Genomic DNA, 20,321 nt, shown 5'->3' on the forward strand with positions numbered 1-20,321 from the left:
ACAAAGTAAGCAGTAGTGCAAGCAATTATAACTAGCCGTGAAAATACCAAGTAACATCACCACACTCATTGCCGGAATTGTACTGACCCTTGTCAGTCTTTGGTATGGTCAAAATCATAACTTGCTACCAGAAGCAGTGTCAGAAGAAGCACCTTTGGTAGATGGTTTATTTAATATGATGATGACCGTTGCCACAGGTTTATTTCTGATAGTTCAATGTGTTTTAATTTACAGTTTGTTCAAATTTCGGAAACGTCCCAATGACCCAACAGATGGGCCACCAATACATGGTAACGTTCCTTTAGAAATTCTTTGGACAGCCATTCCCGCAGTAATTATTCTCATAGTTGGAATCTACAGTTTTGAAGTTTATAACTCAATGGGTGGCTTAGATCCAATGGCGGCTCATGGTACTATGGCGCATCATAGCAAAATGTCAGGAGCAGCGATCGCAGCCACATTAACCGACGAAACAGACTCACCCACAACCAACAATCAATTAGCATTAGGTGTCGGTGCTTCTCCAGAAGAACAAGGTCAAAATCCAGATTTAAACATTAACGTCACTGGGTTGCAATTTGCTTGGATATTTAATTACCCTGATAGTGGTGTCACCGCAGGCGAATTGCACGTTCCTGTAGGTCGTGAAGTTAAACTCAACATTTCCGCAAATGATGTAATTCACGCCTTTTGGGTACCTCAATTTCGCCTAAAACAAGATGCAATTCCCGGTAGAGAAACTCAACTACGATTCACTCCCAAAATACCAGGTACTTACCCAGTAATTTGTGCCGAACTCTGTGGTTCTTATCATGGTGCCATGAAAACCCAAGTAATCGTAGAAACACCAGAAGAGTTTGATACTTGGATGCAATCTCAAATCGCTGCTAACCAAGAAAACTTAAATCAAGCAGTAGCAGTAAATCCCGCAAATATGTCCAATTCTGAATTTCTCACTCCCTACGCTCAAGAAATGGGAATTAATTCAGATACTCTACAACAATTACACATTCATTAGGTAATCGGTAATGGGTAGTGGGTAATTGGTAAGAAAATTTTGTTTTTGCTGGCATCAAATCCCAAACACAGAAAAACCAACTACTAACTACCAAATACCAAACACCAACTAGCAATTCTTATGACACAACTTCAGGTAACAGATTCAGCCAATTTAGGAAATACCGCCGAAACTAACACTGGTGGTGATTGGCGGAAATACTTTGGTTTTTCCACAGATCACAAGGTAATTGGAATTCAATACCTGGTGACAACCTTTGTTTTCTACCTCATCGGTGGAGCATTAGCTGCTGCTGTACGCACCGAATTAGCTACTCCAGATTCCGATTTTGTCAGCCGAGAACTTTACAATAGTTTTTTTACAATCCACGCCACAATCATGATTTTCTTGTGGATTGTTCCGGCTGGTACAGGAGGATTTGGTAACTATTTAATCCCCTTAATGATTGGCGCAAAAGACATGGCATTTCCCAAATTAAATGCTGTGGCTTTTTGGATGATTCCCCCAGGAGGAATTTTACTGTTAAGTAGTTTCTTTGTCGGTGCAGCTGGATCTGGTTGGACATCTTACCCACCATTGAGTTTAATTAATGGTCAAGCGGGTGAATTTATTTGGATTCTTAGCGTTCTGCTGTTAGGAACTTCTTCAATTTTAGGGGCAGTAAATTTCCTCGTCACCCTTTTAAAGATGCGACTTCCGGGGATGGGATTGCATCAAATGCCGTTATTTTGCTGGGCAATGTTATCAGTTTCGGCATTAGTTTTGGTTTCCACTCCAGTATTAGCAGGTGCTTTAATTCTGTTGAGTTTTGATTTGGTAGCAGGAACGGCATTTTTTAACCCCACTGGTGGTGGCGATCCAGTCGTTTATCAACATATGTTCTGGTTCTATTCCCACCCGGCAGTTTATATTATGATTCTGCCGATGTTTGGGATGATTTCTGATATTTTGCCAGTTCATGCTCGCAAGCCGATTTTTGGGTATAGAGCGATCGCATATTCCAGCCTAGCAATTAGCTTTTTAGGTCTAATTGTTTGGGCACACCATATGTTTACCAGTGGTACTCCCGCCTGGTTAAGAATGTTTTTCATGATCGCCACAATGGTAATTGCTATCCCCACCGGAATCAAAGTATTCAGTTGGTTAGCAACTATTTGGGGAGGAAAATTAGACCTGAATAGTGCCATGTTATTTGGCATGGGCTTTGTGTCCATGTTTGTAATTGGCGGCTTAAGTGGCATTATGTTAGCCTCCGTACCCGTTGACATTCACGTTCACGATACCTATTTTGTAGTCGCTCACTTGCACTACGTTTTATTCGGTGGTAGCGTGTTCGGACTCTATGCCGGACTATATCATTGGTTCCCCAAAATGACAGGCAGAATGGTCAATGAAACTTGGGGAAGAATACACTTTGCGCTCACACTTATTGGCTTTAATTTGTGCTTTTTACCAATGCACAAACTAGGCTTAGAAGGTATGCCTAGAAGGGTGGCAGAATATGACCCCAAATTTGCCGGACTCAATTTAATGGCTACTGTTGGCGCTTACATTTTGGCAGTTTCCACAATTCCTTTTGTGATCAATGCTGTCTGGAGTTGGATGTATGGGCCAAAAGCTTCTGCTAATCCTTGGAAAGCTCTAACTTTGGAATGGATGACTAGTTCTCCTCCACCAGTAGAAAACTTTCATGAAGAACCAATTTTATGGACTGGCCCTTACGATTATGGCATCGATTTTGAAGAAGAGGGAGAAGAAAAGTCAGTGGAAGAATTACTAGCTGAAGTCAAAGTAGACGTTGGTTAAAAATTTTGAATTTTGAGTTTTGAGTTTTGAGTTAAAAATTGCTATTAATTCAAGACTTAAAACTCAAAATTTAAACCTAAATAACAATACCAATGACCAATGACCAATGACCAATGACCAAATTAGGAAATTATGCAAATTCCAACAATTGACGAGTCTAAAACTGCTCTAAATTATCATGGTGCAGCTGAGGCAGCAAGTCATCACGAAGCACATCCCGATCATCGAATTTTTGGTATTATTGTATTTCTAGTGGCGGAAGGGATGATCTTTTTAGGTTTGTTTGCTGCTTATTTAACCTTTCGCGCTGTTGCTCCAGTTTGGCCCCCAGAAGGTACTCCAGAAAGAGAGTTATTGCTACCAGGAATTAACACCGCTATTCTGATCGCTAGTAGTTTTGTAATTCATAAAGGTGATACTGCGGTAAAAAACAATAATGTAGCAAGTTTACGAACTTGGTTTTTGATCACTGCCATCATGGGAGCGATTTTTTTAGCAGGTCAAGTTTACGAATATAGCCATTTAGAATTTGGCTTGAAAACTAATCTTTATGCCAGCACTTTTTACGTTTTGACTGGCTTTCACGGAATGCACGTTTGTTTCGGTATTCTGTTAATTTTAGGCGTGCTGTGGCGATCGCTCAAGCAAGGACATTACAGTTCCAAAAACCACTTCGGTGTTGAAGCAGCAGAAGTTTATTGGCACTTTGTAGATATTGTTTGGATCGTGCTGTTCTTACTGCTCTATATTCTTTAGCTTTTGTCTAGATCTCCGACTTCTTTATGAATTCGGAGGTCTAGAATTGGATTCCTAAATTTTTTTTCTAAAAATTCGGTAGCAGCTTTTTTATTTAATGGCTTAGCGAAGAAATAACCTTGTCCATACTCACATCCTAAACTTTTCAATAAACGTATTTGCTCAAGGTCTTCTACACCTTCGGCAGTGACATCCATCCCTAATGTATGAGCTAAAGTAACAATTAAGCGGACAATTTCTAAATTTTCCTCATCTAAACTCATGCGACTGACGAAAGAGCGATCGATCTTTAAAGTATCGATCGGGAATCGATGTAAATAACTCAAAGATGAATAACCTGTCCCAAAATCATCAATAGCGAAAAGCACTTTATTTTGTTTAATTTGATTTAACAAATTTGGAACAGACTCAGTATTTTTCATAATCGTACTTTCCGTAATTTCCAGCTTTAAAGTGTTGGGTGCAATCCAAACTTCTCCCAAAACTCCTTCAATTTGTGCAGTCAGATTAGCTTGCTCTAATTGAATACCAGAAAGATTAACACTCATAGTTAAACTGCGCTGAAATTGTCGTTGCCAAATTCGCAACTGTTGACAAGCGGTTCTTAGTATCCATAGTCCAAGGGGAATAATTAATCTGCTTTCTTCTGCAACGGGAATAAATTCAGCAGGTGAAACTAATCCTCTATTTGGATGATTCCAACGAATCAGTGCTTCAAAACCCTTGATTTCATCAGTTTTTAAACAGACAATTGGTTGATAATATAATTCAAATTCCTGGACTTCATTATTCGGTTTGGCTATCAGTGCGATCGCTCTTCTTAAATCAGTATCCAACTGCAAACGAGACAAAGCACTTGTATACATATCTGTCTCAAATACCACCGGAGTCCTACTACCTTTCGCACTGTGCATCGCCGTATCTGCTGCTCGCAAAAAGTCTTCAGGACGCTGATAATCAGGCGAATTCCACAAATCTGAACTAATCGCAATACCGATACTAGCACTAGAAAATATTTCATGCCCATCTAAATTAAAAGGCAAGCTTAATTGCTGATAAATCCGGTTAGCTATTTCCTTTGCAACCTTAGCATCAGCAATATCTTCTAATAAAATGACAAACTCATCTCTTCCTAGATAAGCAACTTTATCTGTTGGGCGCAAACAATTTTCTAAGTGTCGCGCTGTGGCAATAAGCAGTTGATCTGCTATTAAATGTCCCAAGCTATATTTCACTATCTCAAAGCGTTCTAAATTGAGAAAAAGCACAGCAAATTTAGGAAATTTTGCTTGAATATTTTCGCTATAATCTTCTGTTTTCCGTTGTAAAACTTTGCCCAAATGTTCTAAAAACCAAGCTCGATTTGGTAGTCCAGTCAACGGATCGTAAAAAGCAAAACGTAGTCTTTCTTCCTGAGCTTTCCTTAACTCGGTGATATCTTGCACCATGAACAAATGACCATAAATTGTGCCATCAGTTTCCTGAAGTGGAGTATTCCGCCATTCACAAATAATAATTTTTTCTGCTTTAGTAATGTTTTCATTAATACTATGAGCAGTCATATCTCCTTTGCTAAGTCGCAACAAAACTATGCCAAAGTTAGTTTTAGCTGACTCAGGAACAATAGTAAATATATGTTTTCCCAGAATTTCTTCTTTAGTAAAACCAAAAATGGTTTCTGCTGCGGGGTTCCAATCTAAAAAATGAAAGTCAGGATCGGTAAGAATAAAACCGATCGGCATTCGCTCAATTTGTAATTGTCGTAATTTCTGCAATCTTTGAGTCTGCTCGTAAAGTTCAGTGTTAACGATCGCCATTGCACAACGCTCAGCTGTAATTTCTAAAAGGTGTAGTTCTCGCTCATTATAAGGATGAATCTGGCACCAACCCAAATGAATAACACCAATACAGTTGCCGTTGCGTTTGAGTGGTACACCCAACATTGTATGGATTCCCTGCTCTAGAATGAATGTCAAAGAAGTTGCATTCAATACTTCTAAAGTAGGTGCATTGATTGTATCTTTAACATAAAGTGGTTCCATAAATTTCGCAATAGTACCTGCAAATCCTTCACCCACAGGCACTTCATAATAAATACTAATTTCTGGATGTACTCCTACTCCGTTTGTGTAATGCAAATAACCGTTCTTTGCTAATAAAATTACTGCTGTATCTGCTGATAAAACTTCAACGATTTGCTGTAATAATGTATCTAATAGTTGTTTTAAATCTATAGTGTTGGGACTATTTGTTGTTGCTTCAGTCAGCGCCGCCAAATCCTCAATATCTTTTTTTACTTGTTCCAATAGTTGACTTTTTTCTTCTTTTACTTGTTTATAATCAGTGATATCTTTAGCAATAGAAATCAATCCTAAAGTCTTACCTTCTGAATTATGGTAAACACTTTTACTAACTATAAAAGATCGGGATACAGGTAAATTATTTTTATCTAAAATAGTAGTGTTCTGCTCATAAGTCATGGTTTCTCCTGTCGATAATACTAGGCGATCGCTCTGCCTAATTTGTTGCGCCACTTCTCTGGGAAACAATTCCCAGTCATAACAATTTAATAATTGATTAACAGATTTTCCTAAAAACCTAGCCCCCGGTTCATTTGTCATCAAATATCTTCCTTGATGATTTTTGACAAACACAGCATCAGTCATTCCTTCAATTACAGCCATCAATATAGTATTGCTGTCCTCTGAGAATTCTTCTTCACCTTCTGGTGATTTTTTAATATTATTTATTTCTTGAACTGTCCCTTGATAATACAGCAATTTTCCCAAACTATCTCGCACAGCACAAGCATTTTCTACCACACATATAATGCTTCTATCCCGGCGGTAAATTTCAAATACTTCTCCATAAACCGTACCATTTTTATACAATTTATTTATAAAATTTTCCCGTTTCTCATAGTCAACATCTAATTCTTGCCAATTACAATTAGCAATTACTTCTTCAGGAGCAGTATACCCATAAATATGTGCTAACGCTAAATTAGCATTTATGTATTTTCCTGAAGGCAATACTTGATAAATTCCTTCAACTGTATGATTAAATAAGTTATAATACTCTTGTTTATTTTGTTGTAATTGTCGCTGTAAACGACCAATTGAGTAGTAGAGTAACCAAGCAGTAAAAAGTACAAATGTCCATTCCGCGATTATATGTAAGTATTTCAAAGTCAGACTGTTTCTGGTTAGCAATCTGAAAATTTGTGCAGTTAATACAAACCACAAGCTTGATAAAAATGAGTAAAATAAAATTAATTTACTAATTTTTTGATGGTTCCCTTTCAGATTAATTCCTAGTAACATAACTAATTATTAGAATTGCAGAATCATGTGTTCACTTTGCTATAATTAAAATTGTTTTTACTGAAATTGTAGATGCTATGCCTATAGCTATATTACTTATATTTTTAATGATTATTGGAGCTTTTTTCACTCAGGTTTTAATATTCATTCCTTTAAACCTCCTGGATTTATTCCACATTCCCACCTGGTTACTTTTAACTACTATTGTCATTTTTTTATCATGGTTCCTTGCTGAATAATACCTGAATATACTGGTTATAACAGTTAAATTTAACTATATGTGTGAATTTGGCTAAGTATAAGTAATGTATGGTAATAACTACTTTTGCCACAATTTATAAATTTTTATAAAGTAAGCTGTAACTTTTCTATTTTGTATCATATTAAACCATTAATATTGCTTCGCTTTGTTAGTTGGAGAGAGCTAACCTCACTTAATTCACATATTTTAGGTGGGGGCTGCGCTCAACAATTTTGTTCAAATGTTCCCTACCCTTTATCAAGTTATCGTAAAATTTGCTGCTCATCAGGTGCAATAAGTAAAAATTAATGCTAAAAATTAATTTAATACTACAAGAAAGACAGAAGGTTCCAGGGCAGAAGGCTTTTCTGTCTAGCTATGTACCTGTATTCAACTGATTGGTGATTTCTGCTGTACTGCACTGGTAATTTCGGTAGGGTGTACTGCAATGGCTGCCTGGGAGAAATTTATCTAAGTTCGCTGATTGAGAGTGGCTAACTATGCTAGAATTAAATGTTTATCAACCTCCTGAACCACAAAAACCAATGGTTCCTGATGCACAAACTTTGGTAAATATTGCTCAACACCTTGAAGAATTGCAAAAATCCGATCGCTCTTTACATAGCTTGATCGGCATGGAAATTTGGTCAATTACCAAAACAATGGATGATTTGTACCCCGGGTTTTGGCACAAATTTATGATTAATCGTCGCCAATCAATGAAACAATTTATGCAGCAAAAGCAACACTCAAATATTCATTGAAGGCAGAAAGAATCAAACAAATTTTTTTATTCTAATGCCTATACATAGTAAAGACTATTTATAAATCTTAGTCAATAGCACAAAAAAACCTGCGATAGCAGGCTTTTATGATCGCCCCAGACTTTAGTCTGGGGATAATTTAATTTAGAAAAGAGCAAGCTAACTATTTCTTGCTTTCAATTTCTACCCTAGTTGGTGCAGCAGGTTTGCTCCGCTTCAGGAGAGGTTTGGGTTTACCATTAATTGCCGCTTCATCTTCCGCGCTGTAATTTTCTGATTTCATCCAAGCTGGACGAGTTTGATCGTAAGCCATTTGTAGTGCTGCCGCAGCGATCGTATGCACCTCATACTCTTCACCCAGTTTAGCCACAATCGGTAAGAAAGAAGCCATCCTTTCACCCGCCAATGCTTCCCGCACTCGGTCTTGCAATTTTTCCAGGTGACGTGATTCAATTTGAGAACGAGTAGGAACAGAAGTAATCTTCAAGCTTTGTCTAACGTGCCGTTCAATTAACCGCAGTTTCCGCCGATCCAAAGATTGAATCAAGGAAATTGCTGTTCCTTCCCGACCTGCACGACCTGTCCGACCAATGCGGTGAACGTAGCTTTCCACACTATCGGGTAAGTCATAGTTAATCACATGGCTGAGATGATCTACATCTAAACCGCGTGCAGCAATATCAGTCGCTACTACCCAACGTACTTGACGCTGACGGAAGCGGAGTAACAACCGTTCCCGTGCTTGTTGGTTGAGGTCGCCGTGATATTCATCTACACTGTGACCAGCCGCTTGTAATTGGTTAGTCAGTTCCGCCGCAGCTTTCCGGGTACGAACAAAGATTAAAGCTGATTCGGGATCTTCCATTTCCAAAATTGGTAGAAGAGCCTTAGCTTTTGTCCATCCTGGGGGCACCATGTAAGCTACTTGGTTGATTTGCTTAGGTGCAGCTTTCGGTTGTTCTACTGTTACAGTAATTGGCGATCGCAAAAACTTAGTAATCAACTCGCGAATCATTGGTGGCATGGTAGCAGAGAAGAAAGCTGTTTGCCGTTCAGCTGGTACTTGCTTGAGGATTTTTTCCACATCATCAATAAAGCCCATACTCAACATTTCGTCAGCTTCATCCAATACTAACCAGCTAACTTGGTCGAGTTTCAAATCTCCGCGTTCCAACAAATCAATTACCCGTCCGGGTGTTCCCACCACAATTTGCACGCCTTGTTGCAAACGACGGATTTGGCGTTCAATTGCTTGACCACCATATACTGGCAATACCCACAAATTCCGCGCTTCCTTGGTGGGAAGTTCGCTACTAGCACCACTGAAGTCACGAATTGCATTTCCAACTTGTAATGCTAGTTCACGAGTAGGAGTGAGAATTAATGCTTGTACTGCTTTTTGACTCAGGTCAATTCTTTCCAAAATTGGTAAAGAAAAAGCAGCTGTTTTCCCAGTTCCAGTCTGAGATTGTCCTACCACATCACGCCCAGATAACAAATGCGGAATCGCTTGAGTTTGAATTGTTGTAGGGGTAGTAAGACCCAATTTTTCTAGTTGTTGAACGCGAGTTTCTGAAAGACCTAAGTTTTTGAAAGTTATAGTCATGAATTTGCTTTTAGGTTTGATAAGTTGTTAGTTGATAGGTGTTTTTTTTCGCTAAGAACTAATGGCTAGTTACCACTAGTCCTGATTTTTAGCCATTAGCTAATAGCTATTAGCTAGTTGTGTAACCGTAGAGGTCGTATATATCTGCGTCTGTAATTTTCACCGGGACAATTGAACCCAGTGCGGCATTACCCGTGACGTAGACTAGTCCATCGACTTCTGGCGAAAATCTGGCTGAGCGACCGATTAATTCCCCAGTTGCGGGGTTTTCCTGCTCAATTAAAACATCTACTATTTTCCCAATTGATTGTTGGTTCTTTTTCTGGGAAATAGACTGTTGAACTCGCATCAGGATGTCCCGACGCTCATCCATCACAGATTGGGGTAATTGATTCGGCAAACTATATGCTGGGGTTCCTTCTTCTGGAGAGAAGGTGAATACACCTACATGATCGAACTCGTGGCGCTGAACAAATTGTACTAGGTGCTGGAAATGTTCCTCCGTTTCTCCAGGAAACCCAACGATAAATGTTGTCCGTAAAATGGCCTGTGGTAGCGCCTCTTTAATTCTATCAATGATTGTGTCATTTACTTGCCCTTGCCAAGGACGATTCATGGCTCGGAGCACTTCAGGATGGGAATGTTGTAAGGGAAGGTCTAGATACGGTAAGACGTTTGGCGTTTCCTGAAAGGCTTTAATTACCTCTGGAGTTAATCCGGTGGGATAAGCGTAATGTACGCGAATCCAAGGTACTTCTACTTCTCCCAAGGCTCGCAAAAGTTCTGCTAGCTTTGGTTTTCCGTAAATGTCTAACCCGTAGTTAGTGGTAATTTGGGAAATCAGGATAATTTCTTTTACGCCTTCAGTAACTAGTCGCTTGGCTTCCGCGACGATCGACTCTATTGTACGCGATCTCTGATCCCCTCTTAAATGGGGGATAATACAAAACGCGCAGCGGTAATCACACCCTTCGGCTACCCGCAAATAAGCTACTGCTTCTGGGGTAGTGCGATAACGGGGAATATTTTCATCAGCTATATAAGTCGGCGCTTGGGAAATTTCGGTAACTTTTTCTCCTTGCTGTACTTGCTGAATTACATTGACAATCTTGTGATAATCACCAGTACCGACGACCGCTACTGCTTCCCCAGTCTGGTTTTCCTGTTTTTGGAAACCCGTCAGTAGCTCGTTTTGGAAGTGTTGCGCCATGCACCCGGTGATTACTACCTTTTTGCCAGTCTCCACCAATTCAGCGATGGTACGCACGGATTCTTCCCGTGCTGCTTGAATAAAGCTGCACGTATTAACAATCACGTAGTCTGCTAATTCTTCGTTGTTGTCAACCTGGTATCCTGCTTGTACTAGCAGTCCCAGAATATGCTCGGTATCGATGCGGTTTTTTTCACATCCTAGATGAGTAATTGCTATCGTTGGCTGTTGGCCCATTGTGTGAGGCATTTAGCGAATTGAGAAGGTTCGTTCGTTCGTTTGTCGCATAAGCATTCAGACTTTTGTTTTGGCAAACTCGGTCTTTATGCTTGGGATGCGATCGACAACGGAGCGATAGGTCGTTCCTTTCCACAGGCTACTACAATGAGTAAGCTGGTTCAGCCCACAGGCGCTGGGCATACTTTTGGGGTAGCCTGCGTCCTGCGCGATCGCATCTAGGTCAGTACTAGAATCGTAGCGCAAAATTAACATTCTCAACATATCTAAACAAAAATTTTTTTTCTAGTTTGACCGCTCTTCGACGTAAATCGCCGTAAATCAGAACTATAGTCAGTAAAAAAGCAAAATAATTATTCTGAACTAGCTAAAAATTTAAAATTTCTTATTTAACCTATTTTATCTGCAAAATGCCCTAAAATACCCAAAAATGCTTTGTAAATTTATTTTGACTTTTGCTCAAAATTCCAGAAAATTTGTAAATACTAAGGTAAGAAGTAAAATTTAGTTCCATCTTCCCATCTCCCTGGAACTGGTATGTCATACCTACCCAAATAAATTTAACTCAGCTTGTGGAATTTGGTTACGTACAATACATAAATTTAAACAAAATTATGGTTATTCGTTACCACTGCGATCGTTAAAAACTAAATTTTAACAACTAAGAGGAAGATTAACTCTATTTTTAGAACTACAAAAAACATTATTAAGTAAGATAATTGCGTAAATTTACAAAATTGAGTTAGTAACAGTAGAATAACTAACCTGTTATGTGACGGTGATGGTTAAAGCTGAAGAAGCCTACAACCATTGATTTTTCGTTGTTTTGCTTAAGTCCTGCAAAAATATCATTAATCACCACAACCTGAAGAGTCAGCTACATCAGCGATAATTCCAGCTTTGAAAAAGCGACTTCGTAAAAACGCAATTAATGATAATAACTTTCGAGAACAAATCCAACAAATTCGGTCTATCCCGGCAACAAACTCTGATTCAGAAGTAGAACATATTGTTGAGAAAATTGATTATTTAGCTGCCCAGATCTTGTACCAAAGCTATGGAGTTTCTAGGAAATAACTAAACCAGAAAGCCTAAATTTTTCCTAAAGAAAATAGATTTTTTAGGTTTTGAAGGAGACAATATCTTTAAGAAGATTGATTATTTAGCTGTTAACTTAAAGCTTCTGTAAAGATCTTTGAGTAAAGCTTTCAATGACTCATCATCCTATGCTAAAAAATAATCGATACATCACACTATAGTTATTGAAAGATTCATTTACTTGGGGTTAGCATCTTCCATGCTTGAGGCTTTGATAGATGAGCCACAGAAGCTAGCAGGGAATTGAAACGGATGCTGGAATTTCCGTGAAAAAGGGGCTCTAGATTTAGTGTTTTAGATTTGAGGACAAACCATGACATTGAAAGTTGCAATTGCTGGAGCGGGTCACATTGCTGAAGTTCACGCCAGAGCCGTCCAAGCTCAGGGCGGTCAGGTAGTGGCTGTGATTGAGAAGTTTCCAGAGCAAGCTGGTAAATTTGCTCAAAAATTCTCGATCGCCAATCAATATACCTCTGTGGAAGAGGCACTGGCTAGGGCGAAGTTCGATGCCTTGATTATTGGTACGCCAAATTTCCTCCACGCGCCACAAGCGATCGTGGCACTCAACGCCAAAGTACCTGTGTTAGTAGAAAAGCCGATGGCGCTAAACTCGATCGAAGCTGAGCAGGTGTTGGAAGCTAGCTTAAGATCTAACGTAGTGCTTATGGTAGGACACTGTTGGCGCTTCGATGAAGAGACACAATGGCTCAAGAATCGCCGGACTAAATTGGGTAGAATCATCCGTACCAAAGGGTATGGCATACATACTCACTGGGGACCTGGGGGCTGGTTTACCCAGAAGGCTCTATCTGGAGGCGGCGCGATCGCAGATATCGGCATTCATGCGATCGACACCGCACGCTTCTTGCTTGGCGATCCCCAACCCGTGAGTGTCTTTGCTCGCATGGGTACCTATTATCAAAACTCCGACGTAGATGATACCGGAATCATCATCGTTAATTGGGATAATGGTACAACTTCATACGTCGAATCAGGCTGGCGACAGCCATATAGCGACGGCCCTCAAGCCAGCACACAACTCTATGGCACCAGAGGTTTTGGTCAACTTTTTCCCACTCGGTTGTTGCTGCCTAACCTGAACCCGGAAAACAATTTTATTAAGTTATTACCAACACGCCTCCGCTCCAAGCTGAAGAGAAAGGAAGTAGTGGAGATAAAATCTGGATTTAAGTTCCCCCGCCAAGACCACTATCCGCAATCCATGTACGATCGACAAATGGCACACTTTTTTGAGTGTATTCAAACCAACCGCACACCGAGTCCGGGAGGAGCAGAAGGGTTGGTCAACATGAAAATCGTGGATGCAGCATATCAGAGTGCAAAAACAGGGCAAGTAGTGTTGTTAGATTCGATGCCGAGTCTGCGATCGCTCACCGCAATACAATCGTAATCAATTAATGTTGACCACTGGGAATTTTAGATTTTCGCTCTTCGTAGCGGAACGCGATCGCATTCCTTTGATATTTGATCTTGGTTCAAGCCCTCTCTAACTCAGATCTTGCAGCAGGGAAAGTAGAACCTCCCTTTCTCTCGTCTCTCGTTCCCTGCTTCAACCAGGAAACGAAAAACAGAGGCTCTGCCTCCAGGTGCAAGATATCAGTCTAAGAGTGAACGGAATAAATCTAAAATCTCAAATTCCTCAAGCTCTGTCCCAAAAGTGAGCAGAGTGAATCTAAAATTCCAAATCTAAAATCTAAAATTGGTTGAATTAACTCTATCTAACTTACACGGTGACAGGAAAATTATGCGAATTGGAATAGTGGGAGCCAGTGGATTCGTAGGTAGACGGGCAGTGGAAATGCTCCCTGTCGAAGGAACTACAGAAGTTTGCCCGATCGTTCATTCTCAAAGCAGCCTGGAAAAACTAGCGCAATATAAATTAGATGGTCGGATTGCTAATTCCTTTGACCAATCATCCTTAGAATCTGCCTTTCAAGGATGTGATGCGATTATTCAGTCGATTCTGGGTACTCCAGGGCTAATCAGGGGTACTATTGTTCCCACTTATAAAGCCGCCCAGAAAGCCGGGGTGCGACGGATTATTTATCTCAGTTCAATGATTGTCCATACCTCGGCTCCCGCTCCTGGGACAACTGAAGCAACTCCACCAATTACAAATCAACCCGGATTTCCCACCCATATCGCCAAAATCGATGCTGAACGCCAACTATTGCAGCTGCACCAAACAGGATCGGTTGAGGTGGTGATCTTCCGACCGGGGATTGTGTTTGGGCCGCGATCGCGCTGGGTTACAGAATTAGCCGATCAGCTGGTAAACGGTAGAGCCTATTTGATCGATGGAGGAAAAGGGATCTGCAATAGCGTCTATGTAGATAACCTGATTCATGCCATGCGACTGGCGTTGACCGCAAAAGATGCGGATGGTGAGGCATTTTTTGCTGGCGATAGCGAAAGGGTAACTTGGTTAGATTTTTACCGTCCCTTTGCAGAAGCTTTTGGAGTTGACCCAACCCAGCTGCCATCACCTCCAGTTCCAGAGTTCACCCATAGCCGGAAACAGGAATTAATCGGTTCTATCCGAGAATCAGTATTTGTGCAAAAAACTTTAGCCATGATCCCAGAGGATCTCAAGCAAAAGTTGAAGCGATCGAAATCCCAACCACAGCAGCCAGCCCCAGAACCAAAACCTGAACCCGTCCCAGTAGTCCCAGCCGCGATCCCGAAAGGAGAACCAGTGGTGACAGAGATGATGTCCATCTTACAACAGTCCCAATATCAGCTACCCTTTACTAAAGCAGAGAAGCTTTTGGGTTATGAGCCAATTGTTTCTTTCGACGAAGGTTGCCGCCGTTCAATTGAGTGGCTCTCAGGGATCGATCGCTTTAAGCCATTCCTGAAAAAGTAACAGAAAAATTTGTTCCCTGTTCCCTTACCCACCAAAATGTCCGGCTTGTTTACCCATAGCCAAAATAGAGATACCCCAACCTGATAAAATAGGTGAAATAAATCAACAGTCAGTAGTCACAATAAACTTATTGACTAGTGACCAACTACCAGGACGCATTAACGAGTCCGAAAATAGCAAAAAAAACGTGGACTTGAAGCAAATTTTTAGGACACCAAATCCGATTATTGGAGTAGTTCATCTATTACCGCTACCCACTTCCCCCCGCTGGGGAGGCAATTTAAAAGCAGTGATCGATCGCGCCGAACAAGAAGCCACAGCTTTGGCTTCTGGCGGTGTAGATGGGATTATGGTGGAAAATTTCTTCGATGCGCCTTTCACCAACAGCCAGGTAGATCCAGCGGTAGTCAGCGCCATGACATTAGTTGTGGATCGAGTGATGAACTTGGTGACATTGCCTGTGGGAATCAACGTATTGCGGAATGATGCTCACAGTGCTATAGCGATCGCCAGCTGTGTCAAAGCTCAGTTTATCCGCGTCAACGTCCTCACAGGCGTAATGGCTACCGATCAAGGATTAATTGAAGGACAAGCGCATCAATTATTAAGATATCGACGAGAGTTAGGCAGCGATATCAAAATTTTGGCAGATGTATTGGTTAAACACGCCAGACCTTTAGGTTCGCCCAATCTCACCACAGCAGTACAAGATACCATTGAACGAGGTTTAGCTGACGCAGTAATTTTATCTGGTTGGGCAACAGGTAGTCCTCCCAGTTTAGAAGACCTGGAGTTAGCTAAAGCCGCAGCCAGCGACACACCCGTATTTATCGGTAGTGGTGCGAGTTGGGAAAATATTTCTACCTTGATGCAAGCAGCAGATGGCGTAATTGTTTCTAGTTCCCTAAAACGTCAAGGAAAACGCGAGCAAGCAGTCGATCCGATTCGGGTGAGTCAATTTGTAGAAGCTATGCGGCACAGCGTATCTGGGAAGCCTCATCCCCACCCAATGTCGTCAATAAAACTGCATTCTTAATCAGTTAACAAGACTAAAAATGTTGAATAAAGGTCTATAGTTCACAATGGGAATTAATTGGCAAACTATAGTCAGATTGTATGAGATAGCAGGGCTGTAAATATTATGATTCGCCGACGTTCTACTCCTTGGATTCATCGCTGGTCGCGAATTCTGATTGCCGCGATCGCCATTTTAGGCATTCTAGACACAATTTACCTCACCTTAGTCGAGTGGGGAGTGTTCAAAGAAGCTCTTTGTCCTACCACTGGGATCGTTGACTGTAACGCCGTATTAAGCAGTGCTTACGCCAAAGTTTTTGGCATCCCTTTATCAGTCTTTGGTTTTTTTGCCTATGCAGGTATGGCAGCTTTAGCATTAGGGCCATTACTCATTAACCCACAAGAACAAAAAGCCCTGCGTTCCAAAATGGAACAATTAACTTGGTTGGGGTTGTTTGCAGGTGCAACCGCAATGCTGTTTTTCAGCGGTTATCTGTTCTATTTAATGGCGTTTGCGATCGGGAAATTGTGTATTTATTGTCTGTTTTCAACATTATTTTCGATCGCCCTATTTGTAATTACTTTATTTGGTCATACTTGGGAAGATGTGGGACAGCTATTTTTTACTGGTATTGTAGTCGGCATGATCGCCTTAATTGGCACACTTGGCGTTTATGCCAGCGCCAAAACACCCACCACAGCTGGTAATACTACTACTACCATCGCTGGAGAAGTTGGTAAGCCAATTCAAAACTCTTCAGGCCCAGCAGAAATTGCTTTAGCACGTCACTTGAAACAAGTAGGCGCAAAAGAATACGGTGCCTATTGGTGTCCTCACTGTCACGAGCAAAAAGAATTATTTGGTAAAGAAGCTGCTGCTGAACTAGATTACGTTGAATGTGACCCTAAAGGTGTAAATGCTAGACCACAACTCTGTCAAGCAGCCAATATAAAAGGTTATCCAACTTGGCAGATTAAAGGACAGTTGTACGAAGGTGTACAAACCTTAGAAAAACTCGCTGATTTAACAGATTACAAAGGCCCACGTAACTTTAAAAACTCCCTTTGAGGGCGGTAAATCTTTGAGAACCTCTGGGTTCAAAAATCAACACTCTGGTTGCTAATCGCTGCCAGAGTGTTAATTTTTCAATAATTACTTTAACGAGATAACTGGGATTTATTTTTAATATCAGTTCGTATTTTTAGTTGGAGAATAAGCGCCAACATTATTGTTAAAGATGTATTTGAGAACTGGAATTATCATTTAAATTTACTGTAAAGCTAAGTTGCTTTAGCCCAACTAGAGTAGCTATATATACTGATAAACTAAGAAATATTTAAGAAAATCTCATTTTAACCAGATCCTAATTTTCCTTGCCTTCCAACTTTCTTTATTTCGCCTCTGTAATTTTGCTTAAGAAAATATTCTATCTTGACTCTGCCACATAAAAAGCCTAATTCACTGATTTGCCTATCCATTGGCTATTAATGAAAGATAGGTATAGGGATAACTTTCAAAATTGAGTAATTCGGATGATGAATCAGTTAGGCATTAGCGGCAAAAGGCTTGTGAGAAAAGTCAAGCAACAGCTTTTGGAAGATCGAAGGGTATGGATTAGCTCTTGCATTGTTGTGGCTGGTTTAATTTCCCTGCGACTGATGGGATTGTTGCAGTTTGGGGAATGGGAAGCTTTCGATCAGTTTTTTCGGTTACGTCCGCCCCAATTGGTTGATGAAAGAATATTAATTGTAGGCATTCAAGAAGCGGACATCCAGCGCATTGGTAGTTGGCCGATTCCCGATCGCAATATGGCAGAGTTAATCAAAAAAATCAGTTCTCTAAAACCCCGCGCTATTGGTTTAGATATCTACAGAGATCTACCAGTCCAGCCTGGTCATACAGAGTGGTTGGAGGTGGCGCAGAAAACATCTAACTTAGTTGGCATTGAGCAACTAAACACTAAAAAAAGTCTAAGAGTAGCAGCACCACCAGTTTTGCAACAGGAAGGGAGAGTAGGTTTCAACAATGTAATTATTGATGCTGATGGCAAGGTACGTCGCAATTTATTGTACTGGCATATCAACAATAAACCTCGGACTAGTTTTGCCCTCAAGCTAGCTTTCAAGTATCTCCAAGCAGAAAATATTAAACCGCAGTCTGCAAAGAACCATAGCGGTGATTTACAACTAGGTAAAGCTATTTTCGATCGCTTTCAAGCCAATGACGGTGGTTACGTGATGGCTGATGCTGGTGGGTATCAAATTTTAGCTAATTTCCAAGGGCCAGCAGGTAGCTTTCGCAGAGTTTCTATGGCACAAATGTTATCGGGGAAAGTACCAGCCGAGTGGGTGCGCGATCGCATAATCTTAATCGGCTCAACTGCTGAATCCCTCAAAGATTTTTTCTTCACACCTTACAGCACTGGTCTTTTTATGCGGGGTGCTAAACCAATTTCCGGTGTAGAATTGCAGGCCAATTTTATCAGCCAAATTCTTAATGCCGCCCAAGGAAAAACCGTTTTATTTCAGGTTTGGCCTGAATGGTTAGAAGTAATATGGATTTGGGTTTGGACTTGGTTGGGGGCAATTTTCATTTGGCGATCGCCCTCCGTAAAAATTTCCACAATTCTGATATTTTTAGTCACCTTCACCCTATTTATTATTAGTTATTGGGCTTTTTTAGCAGGTTGGTGGTTGCCCTTGTTCCCACCAATGTTAGGAATTTTAAGCTCTGCTACCATCATTACAGCCTTAGTTGCCCACTTAAAAGATGAATTAAAACGTTCCAAGGAATTCTTACAAAATCTCATTGATGCCATTCCCGACCCAATTTTTGTCAAAGACAAACAACATCGCTGGATTGTCTTAAACAAAGCCTACTGTAGATTTATTGGATATCCCTTAGAAAATCTCCTAGAAAAATCAGATTTTGATTTTTTTCCTGACCATGAAGCCTATAACTTTTGGCAGCAAGATAAATTGGTATTTCAACGCGGTGGCGCAACAGAAAATGAAGAACAATTTACTAACTCTCAAGGCATTACTCATCACATCGCTACTAAAAGGTCACTGCATAAAGACCCCGCAGGTAACATTTTTTTAGTAGGAGTAATTCGTGACATTACAGAACGCAAGCAATTAGAAGAACACCTCAAACGTACCGCTGACGAATTAGCTCGTTCTAATACAGAATTAAAACTTTCCGAAGACCGTTTGCGCTACTTAGCTTACCATGACACCTTGACTGGCTTACCTAATCGGAAACTTTTTTACGAACGGTTGAATCAGTCCATAGAATGGGCGCGTCAAAATCATCACTTAGTAGCTTTACTATTCTTAGATTTGGATGGCTTCAAGCTAATTAACGATACTAAAGGACATGATATAGGGGATCTGCTCTTGCAAACCGTAGCTGATAGACTCAAACGTTGCTTACGCAGCAGTGATACTGTTTCTCGTTTAGGAGGTGACGAGTTTACAGTGATTCTACCTGGGATTCCCTCTGTAACTGATATTGCTAGAGTAGCTGACAAAATTTTGGCAACAATTAATCAACCTTTTATTTTGCAAGGTCACAAAATTTACATCTCTACTAGCATCGGGATTAGCGTCTATCCCCTAAATGGCGAGGATATAGAAACTTTGATAAAAAATGCTGATGCCGCTATGTACTCTGCGAAGGAACAAGGAAAGAACAACTACACATTTTGTTAAATTACTTAAGTATTTGAAATATTTAATGTTAAAGCGTAATATTACTGTGAAGTTTATCTGAAATCTGCTCACTAAATAAAAAAATTATGTTTATATCGAAGAGTGAGATAGCCGCAACGATAAGCTTACTTAACTTTGAACTATCAGTTTTCTTTATCAATCAATAATTTTGCGGGATTTACTGACAGTTTATTGTTAAGTATATATACTATATACTAAGCAGACAAGGTTTGATGTGGTATGGATACTTTTTTACGGTTAGCAGGTTTAGGAACTCTGATCGTAGGATTACAACTAGTTACTCCTGATAGATCGAGTTCTACTGTTATCAGCAATCAGCTGAGAGAATTTTCCTGTCCAGAGAAATCAGCTTCCGTGTTACCCATTTATAATGATTACGACCCACCGAACAATGGCGCACCTAGTGAAGGTGGTCAAGGTTCTGGAACTCGGTAAAATTTTGATACAATACTGTCACTGTTTAAGGATCAAATAGTAAAGATATCCATTACTCACGTTGACACTCACCGTGCTAAAGCAGCGGTGATTCTTCATTCATAGACTCAGCTTGCTCTGGCAGGATTGCTCCAGCCAAAGTAGAGGCCAAATCTCCTGAAGCGTTCGGATCTACGATCCAAGTTCCG

Annotated in this window: 14 protein-coding genes; 11 read left to right on the forward strand and 3 right to left on the reverse strand. The window is 40.4% G+C overall.

Annotated elements, in window-relative coordinates:
• Positions 1–37: 37 nt before the first annotated feature.
• From IQ264_RS12855 to IQ264_RS12865, 3 genes are all read left to right on the forward strand, one after another.
• Positions 38–1,018 (forward strand): cytochrome c oxidase subunit II, encoded by a 981-nt coding sequence (locus IQ264_RS12855; RefSeq protein WP_193981182.1) that lies wholly within the window; start codon positions 38–40, stop codon positions 1,016–1,018.
• 120 nt (positions 1,019–1,138) lie between these two features.
• Positions 1,139–2,824 (forward strand): cytochrome c oxidase subunit I, encoded by a 1,686-nt coding sequence (gene ctaD / locus IQ264_RS12860; protein ID WP_193981183.1) that lies wholly within the window; start codon positions 1,139–1,141, stop codon positions 2,822–2,824.
• A gap of 132 nt (positions 2,825–2,956) precedes the next feature.
• Positions 2,957–3,580, forward strand: a complete 624-nt coding sequence (locus IQ264_RS12865; RefSeq protein ID WP_193981184.1) for a cytochrome c oxidase subunit 3 — start codon at positions 2,957–2,959, stop codon at positions 3,578–3,580.
• On the opposite strand, the gene IQ264_RS12870 is transcribed toward IQ264_RS12865, so the two are convergent.
• Positions 3,577–6,768 carry an EAL domain-containing protein gene (locus IQ264_RS12870; RefSeq protein WP_193981185.1) on the reverse strand — a complete coding sequence of 1,064 codons (3,192 nt, stop codon included), beginning with the start codon at positions 6,766–6,768 and terminating at the stop codon, positions 3,577–3,579. The genes IQ264_RS12865 and IQ264_RS12870 overlap by 4 nt on opposite strands.
• 876 nt (positions 6,769–7,644) lie before the next feature.
• Between IQ264_RS12870 and IQ264_RS12875 the strand changes: the two genes are divergently transcribed.
• A complete protein-coding gene (locus IQ264_RS12875; protein ID WP_193981186.1) occupies positions 7,645–7,908 on the forward strand; it encodes a hypothetical protein in 264 nt (87 codons plus the stop codon).
• A gap of 163 nt (positions 7,909–8,071) precedes the next feature.
• Here IQ264_RS12875 and IQ264_RS12880 read toward each other — a convergent pair whose 3' ends face one another.
• Positions 8,072–9,514 carry a DEAD/DEAH box helicase gene (locus IQ264_RS12880; protein ID WP_193981187.1) on the reverse strand — a complete coding sequence of 481 codons (1,443 nt, stop codon included), beginning with the start codon at positions 9,512–9,514 and terminating at the stop codon, positions 8,072–8,074.
• A 109-nt stretch (positions 9,515–9,623) separates the two neighbouring features.
• Complete coding sequence (rimO, locus tag IQ264_RS12885; protein WP_193981194.1) at positions 9,624–10,961, reverse strand: 30S ribosomal protein S12 methylthiotransferase RimO; 1,338 nt, start codon at positions 10,959–10,961, stop codon at positions 9,624–9,626.
• Positions 10,962–11,003: 42 nt separating this feature from the next.
• On the opposite strand from rimO, the gene IQ264_RS12890 reads away from it, so the two are divergent.
• The 7 genes from IQ264_RS12890 (at position 11,004) to IQ264_RS12920 (ending at position 20,133) form a co-directional block, all read left to right on the forward strand.
• Entirely contained in the window at positions 11,004–11,183 is a 180-nt protein-coding gene (locus IQ264_RS12890; RefSeq protein ID WP_193981188.1) for a hypothetical protein, read from the forward strand.
• Between the two features lie 1,189 nt (positions 11,184–12,372).
• Positions 12,373–13,470: a Gfo/Idh/MocA family protein gene (locus IQ264_RS12895; RefSeq protein ID WP_193981189.1), complete on the forward strand. Its 1,098-nt coding sequence runs from the start codon at positions 12,373–12,375 to the stop codon at positions 13,468–13,470.
• Between the two features lie 354 nt (positions 13,471–13,824).
• Positions 13,825–14,946, forward strand: a complete 1,122-nt coding sequence (locus tag IQ264_RS12900) for an NAD-dependent epimerase/dehydratase family protein (RefSeq protein ID WP_193981190.1) — start codon at positions 13,825–13,827, stop codon at positions 14,944–14,946.
• A 187-nt stretch (positions 14,947–15,133) separates the two neighbouring features.
• Positions 15,134–15,982, forward strand: coding sequence for a photosystem I biogenesis protein BtpA (gene btpA, locus IQ264_RS12905; RefSeq protein WP_193981195.1), 849 nt, complete (start codon positions 15,134–15,136; stop codon positions 15,980–15,982).
• Between the two features lie 105 nt (positions 15,983–16,087).
• Entirely contained in the window at positions 16,088–17,032 is a 945-nt protein-coding gene (locus IQ264_RS12910; RefSeq protein ID WP_193981191.1) for a vitamin K epoxide reductase family protein, read from the forward strand.
• Positions 17,033–17,496: 464 nt separating this feature from the next.
• Complete coding sequence (locus tag IQ264_RS12915; protein ID WP_193981192.1) at positions 17,497–19,677, forward strand: CHASE2 domain-containing protein; 2,181 nt, start codon at positions 17,497–17,499, stop codon at positions 19,675–19,677.
• 240 nt (positions 19,678–19,917) lie between these two features.
• A complete protein-coding gene (locus tag IQ264_RS12920) occupies positions 19,918–20,133 on the forward strand; it encodes a hypothetical protein (RefSeq protein WP_193981193.1) in 216 nt (71 codons plus the stop codon).
• Positions 20,134–20,321 lie beyond the last annotated feature (188 nt).

Origin of the sequence: [Phormidium] sp. LEGE 05292, assembly GCF_015207735.1 — a bacterium.
GTDB lineage: Bacteria > Cyanobacteriota > Cyanobacteriia > Cyanobacteriales > Aerosakkonemataceae > Floridanema.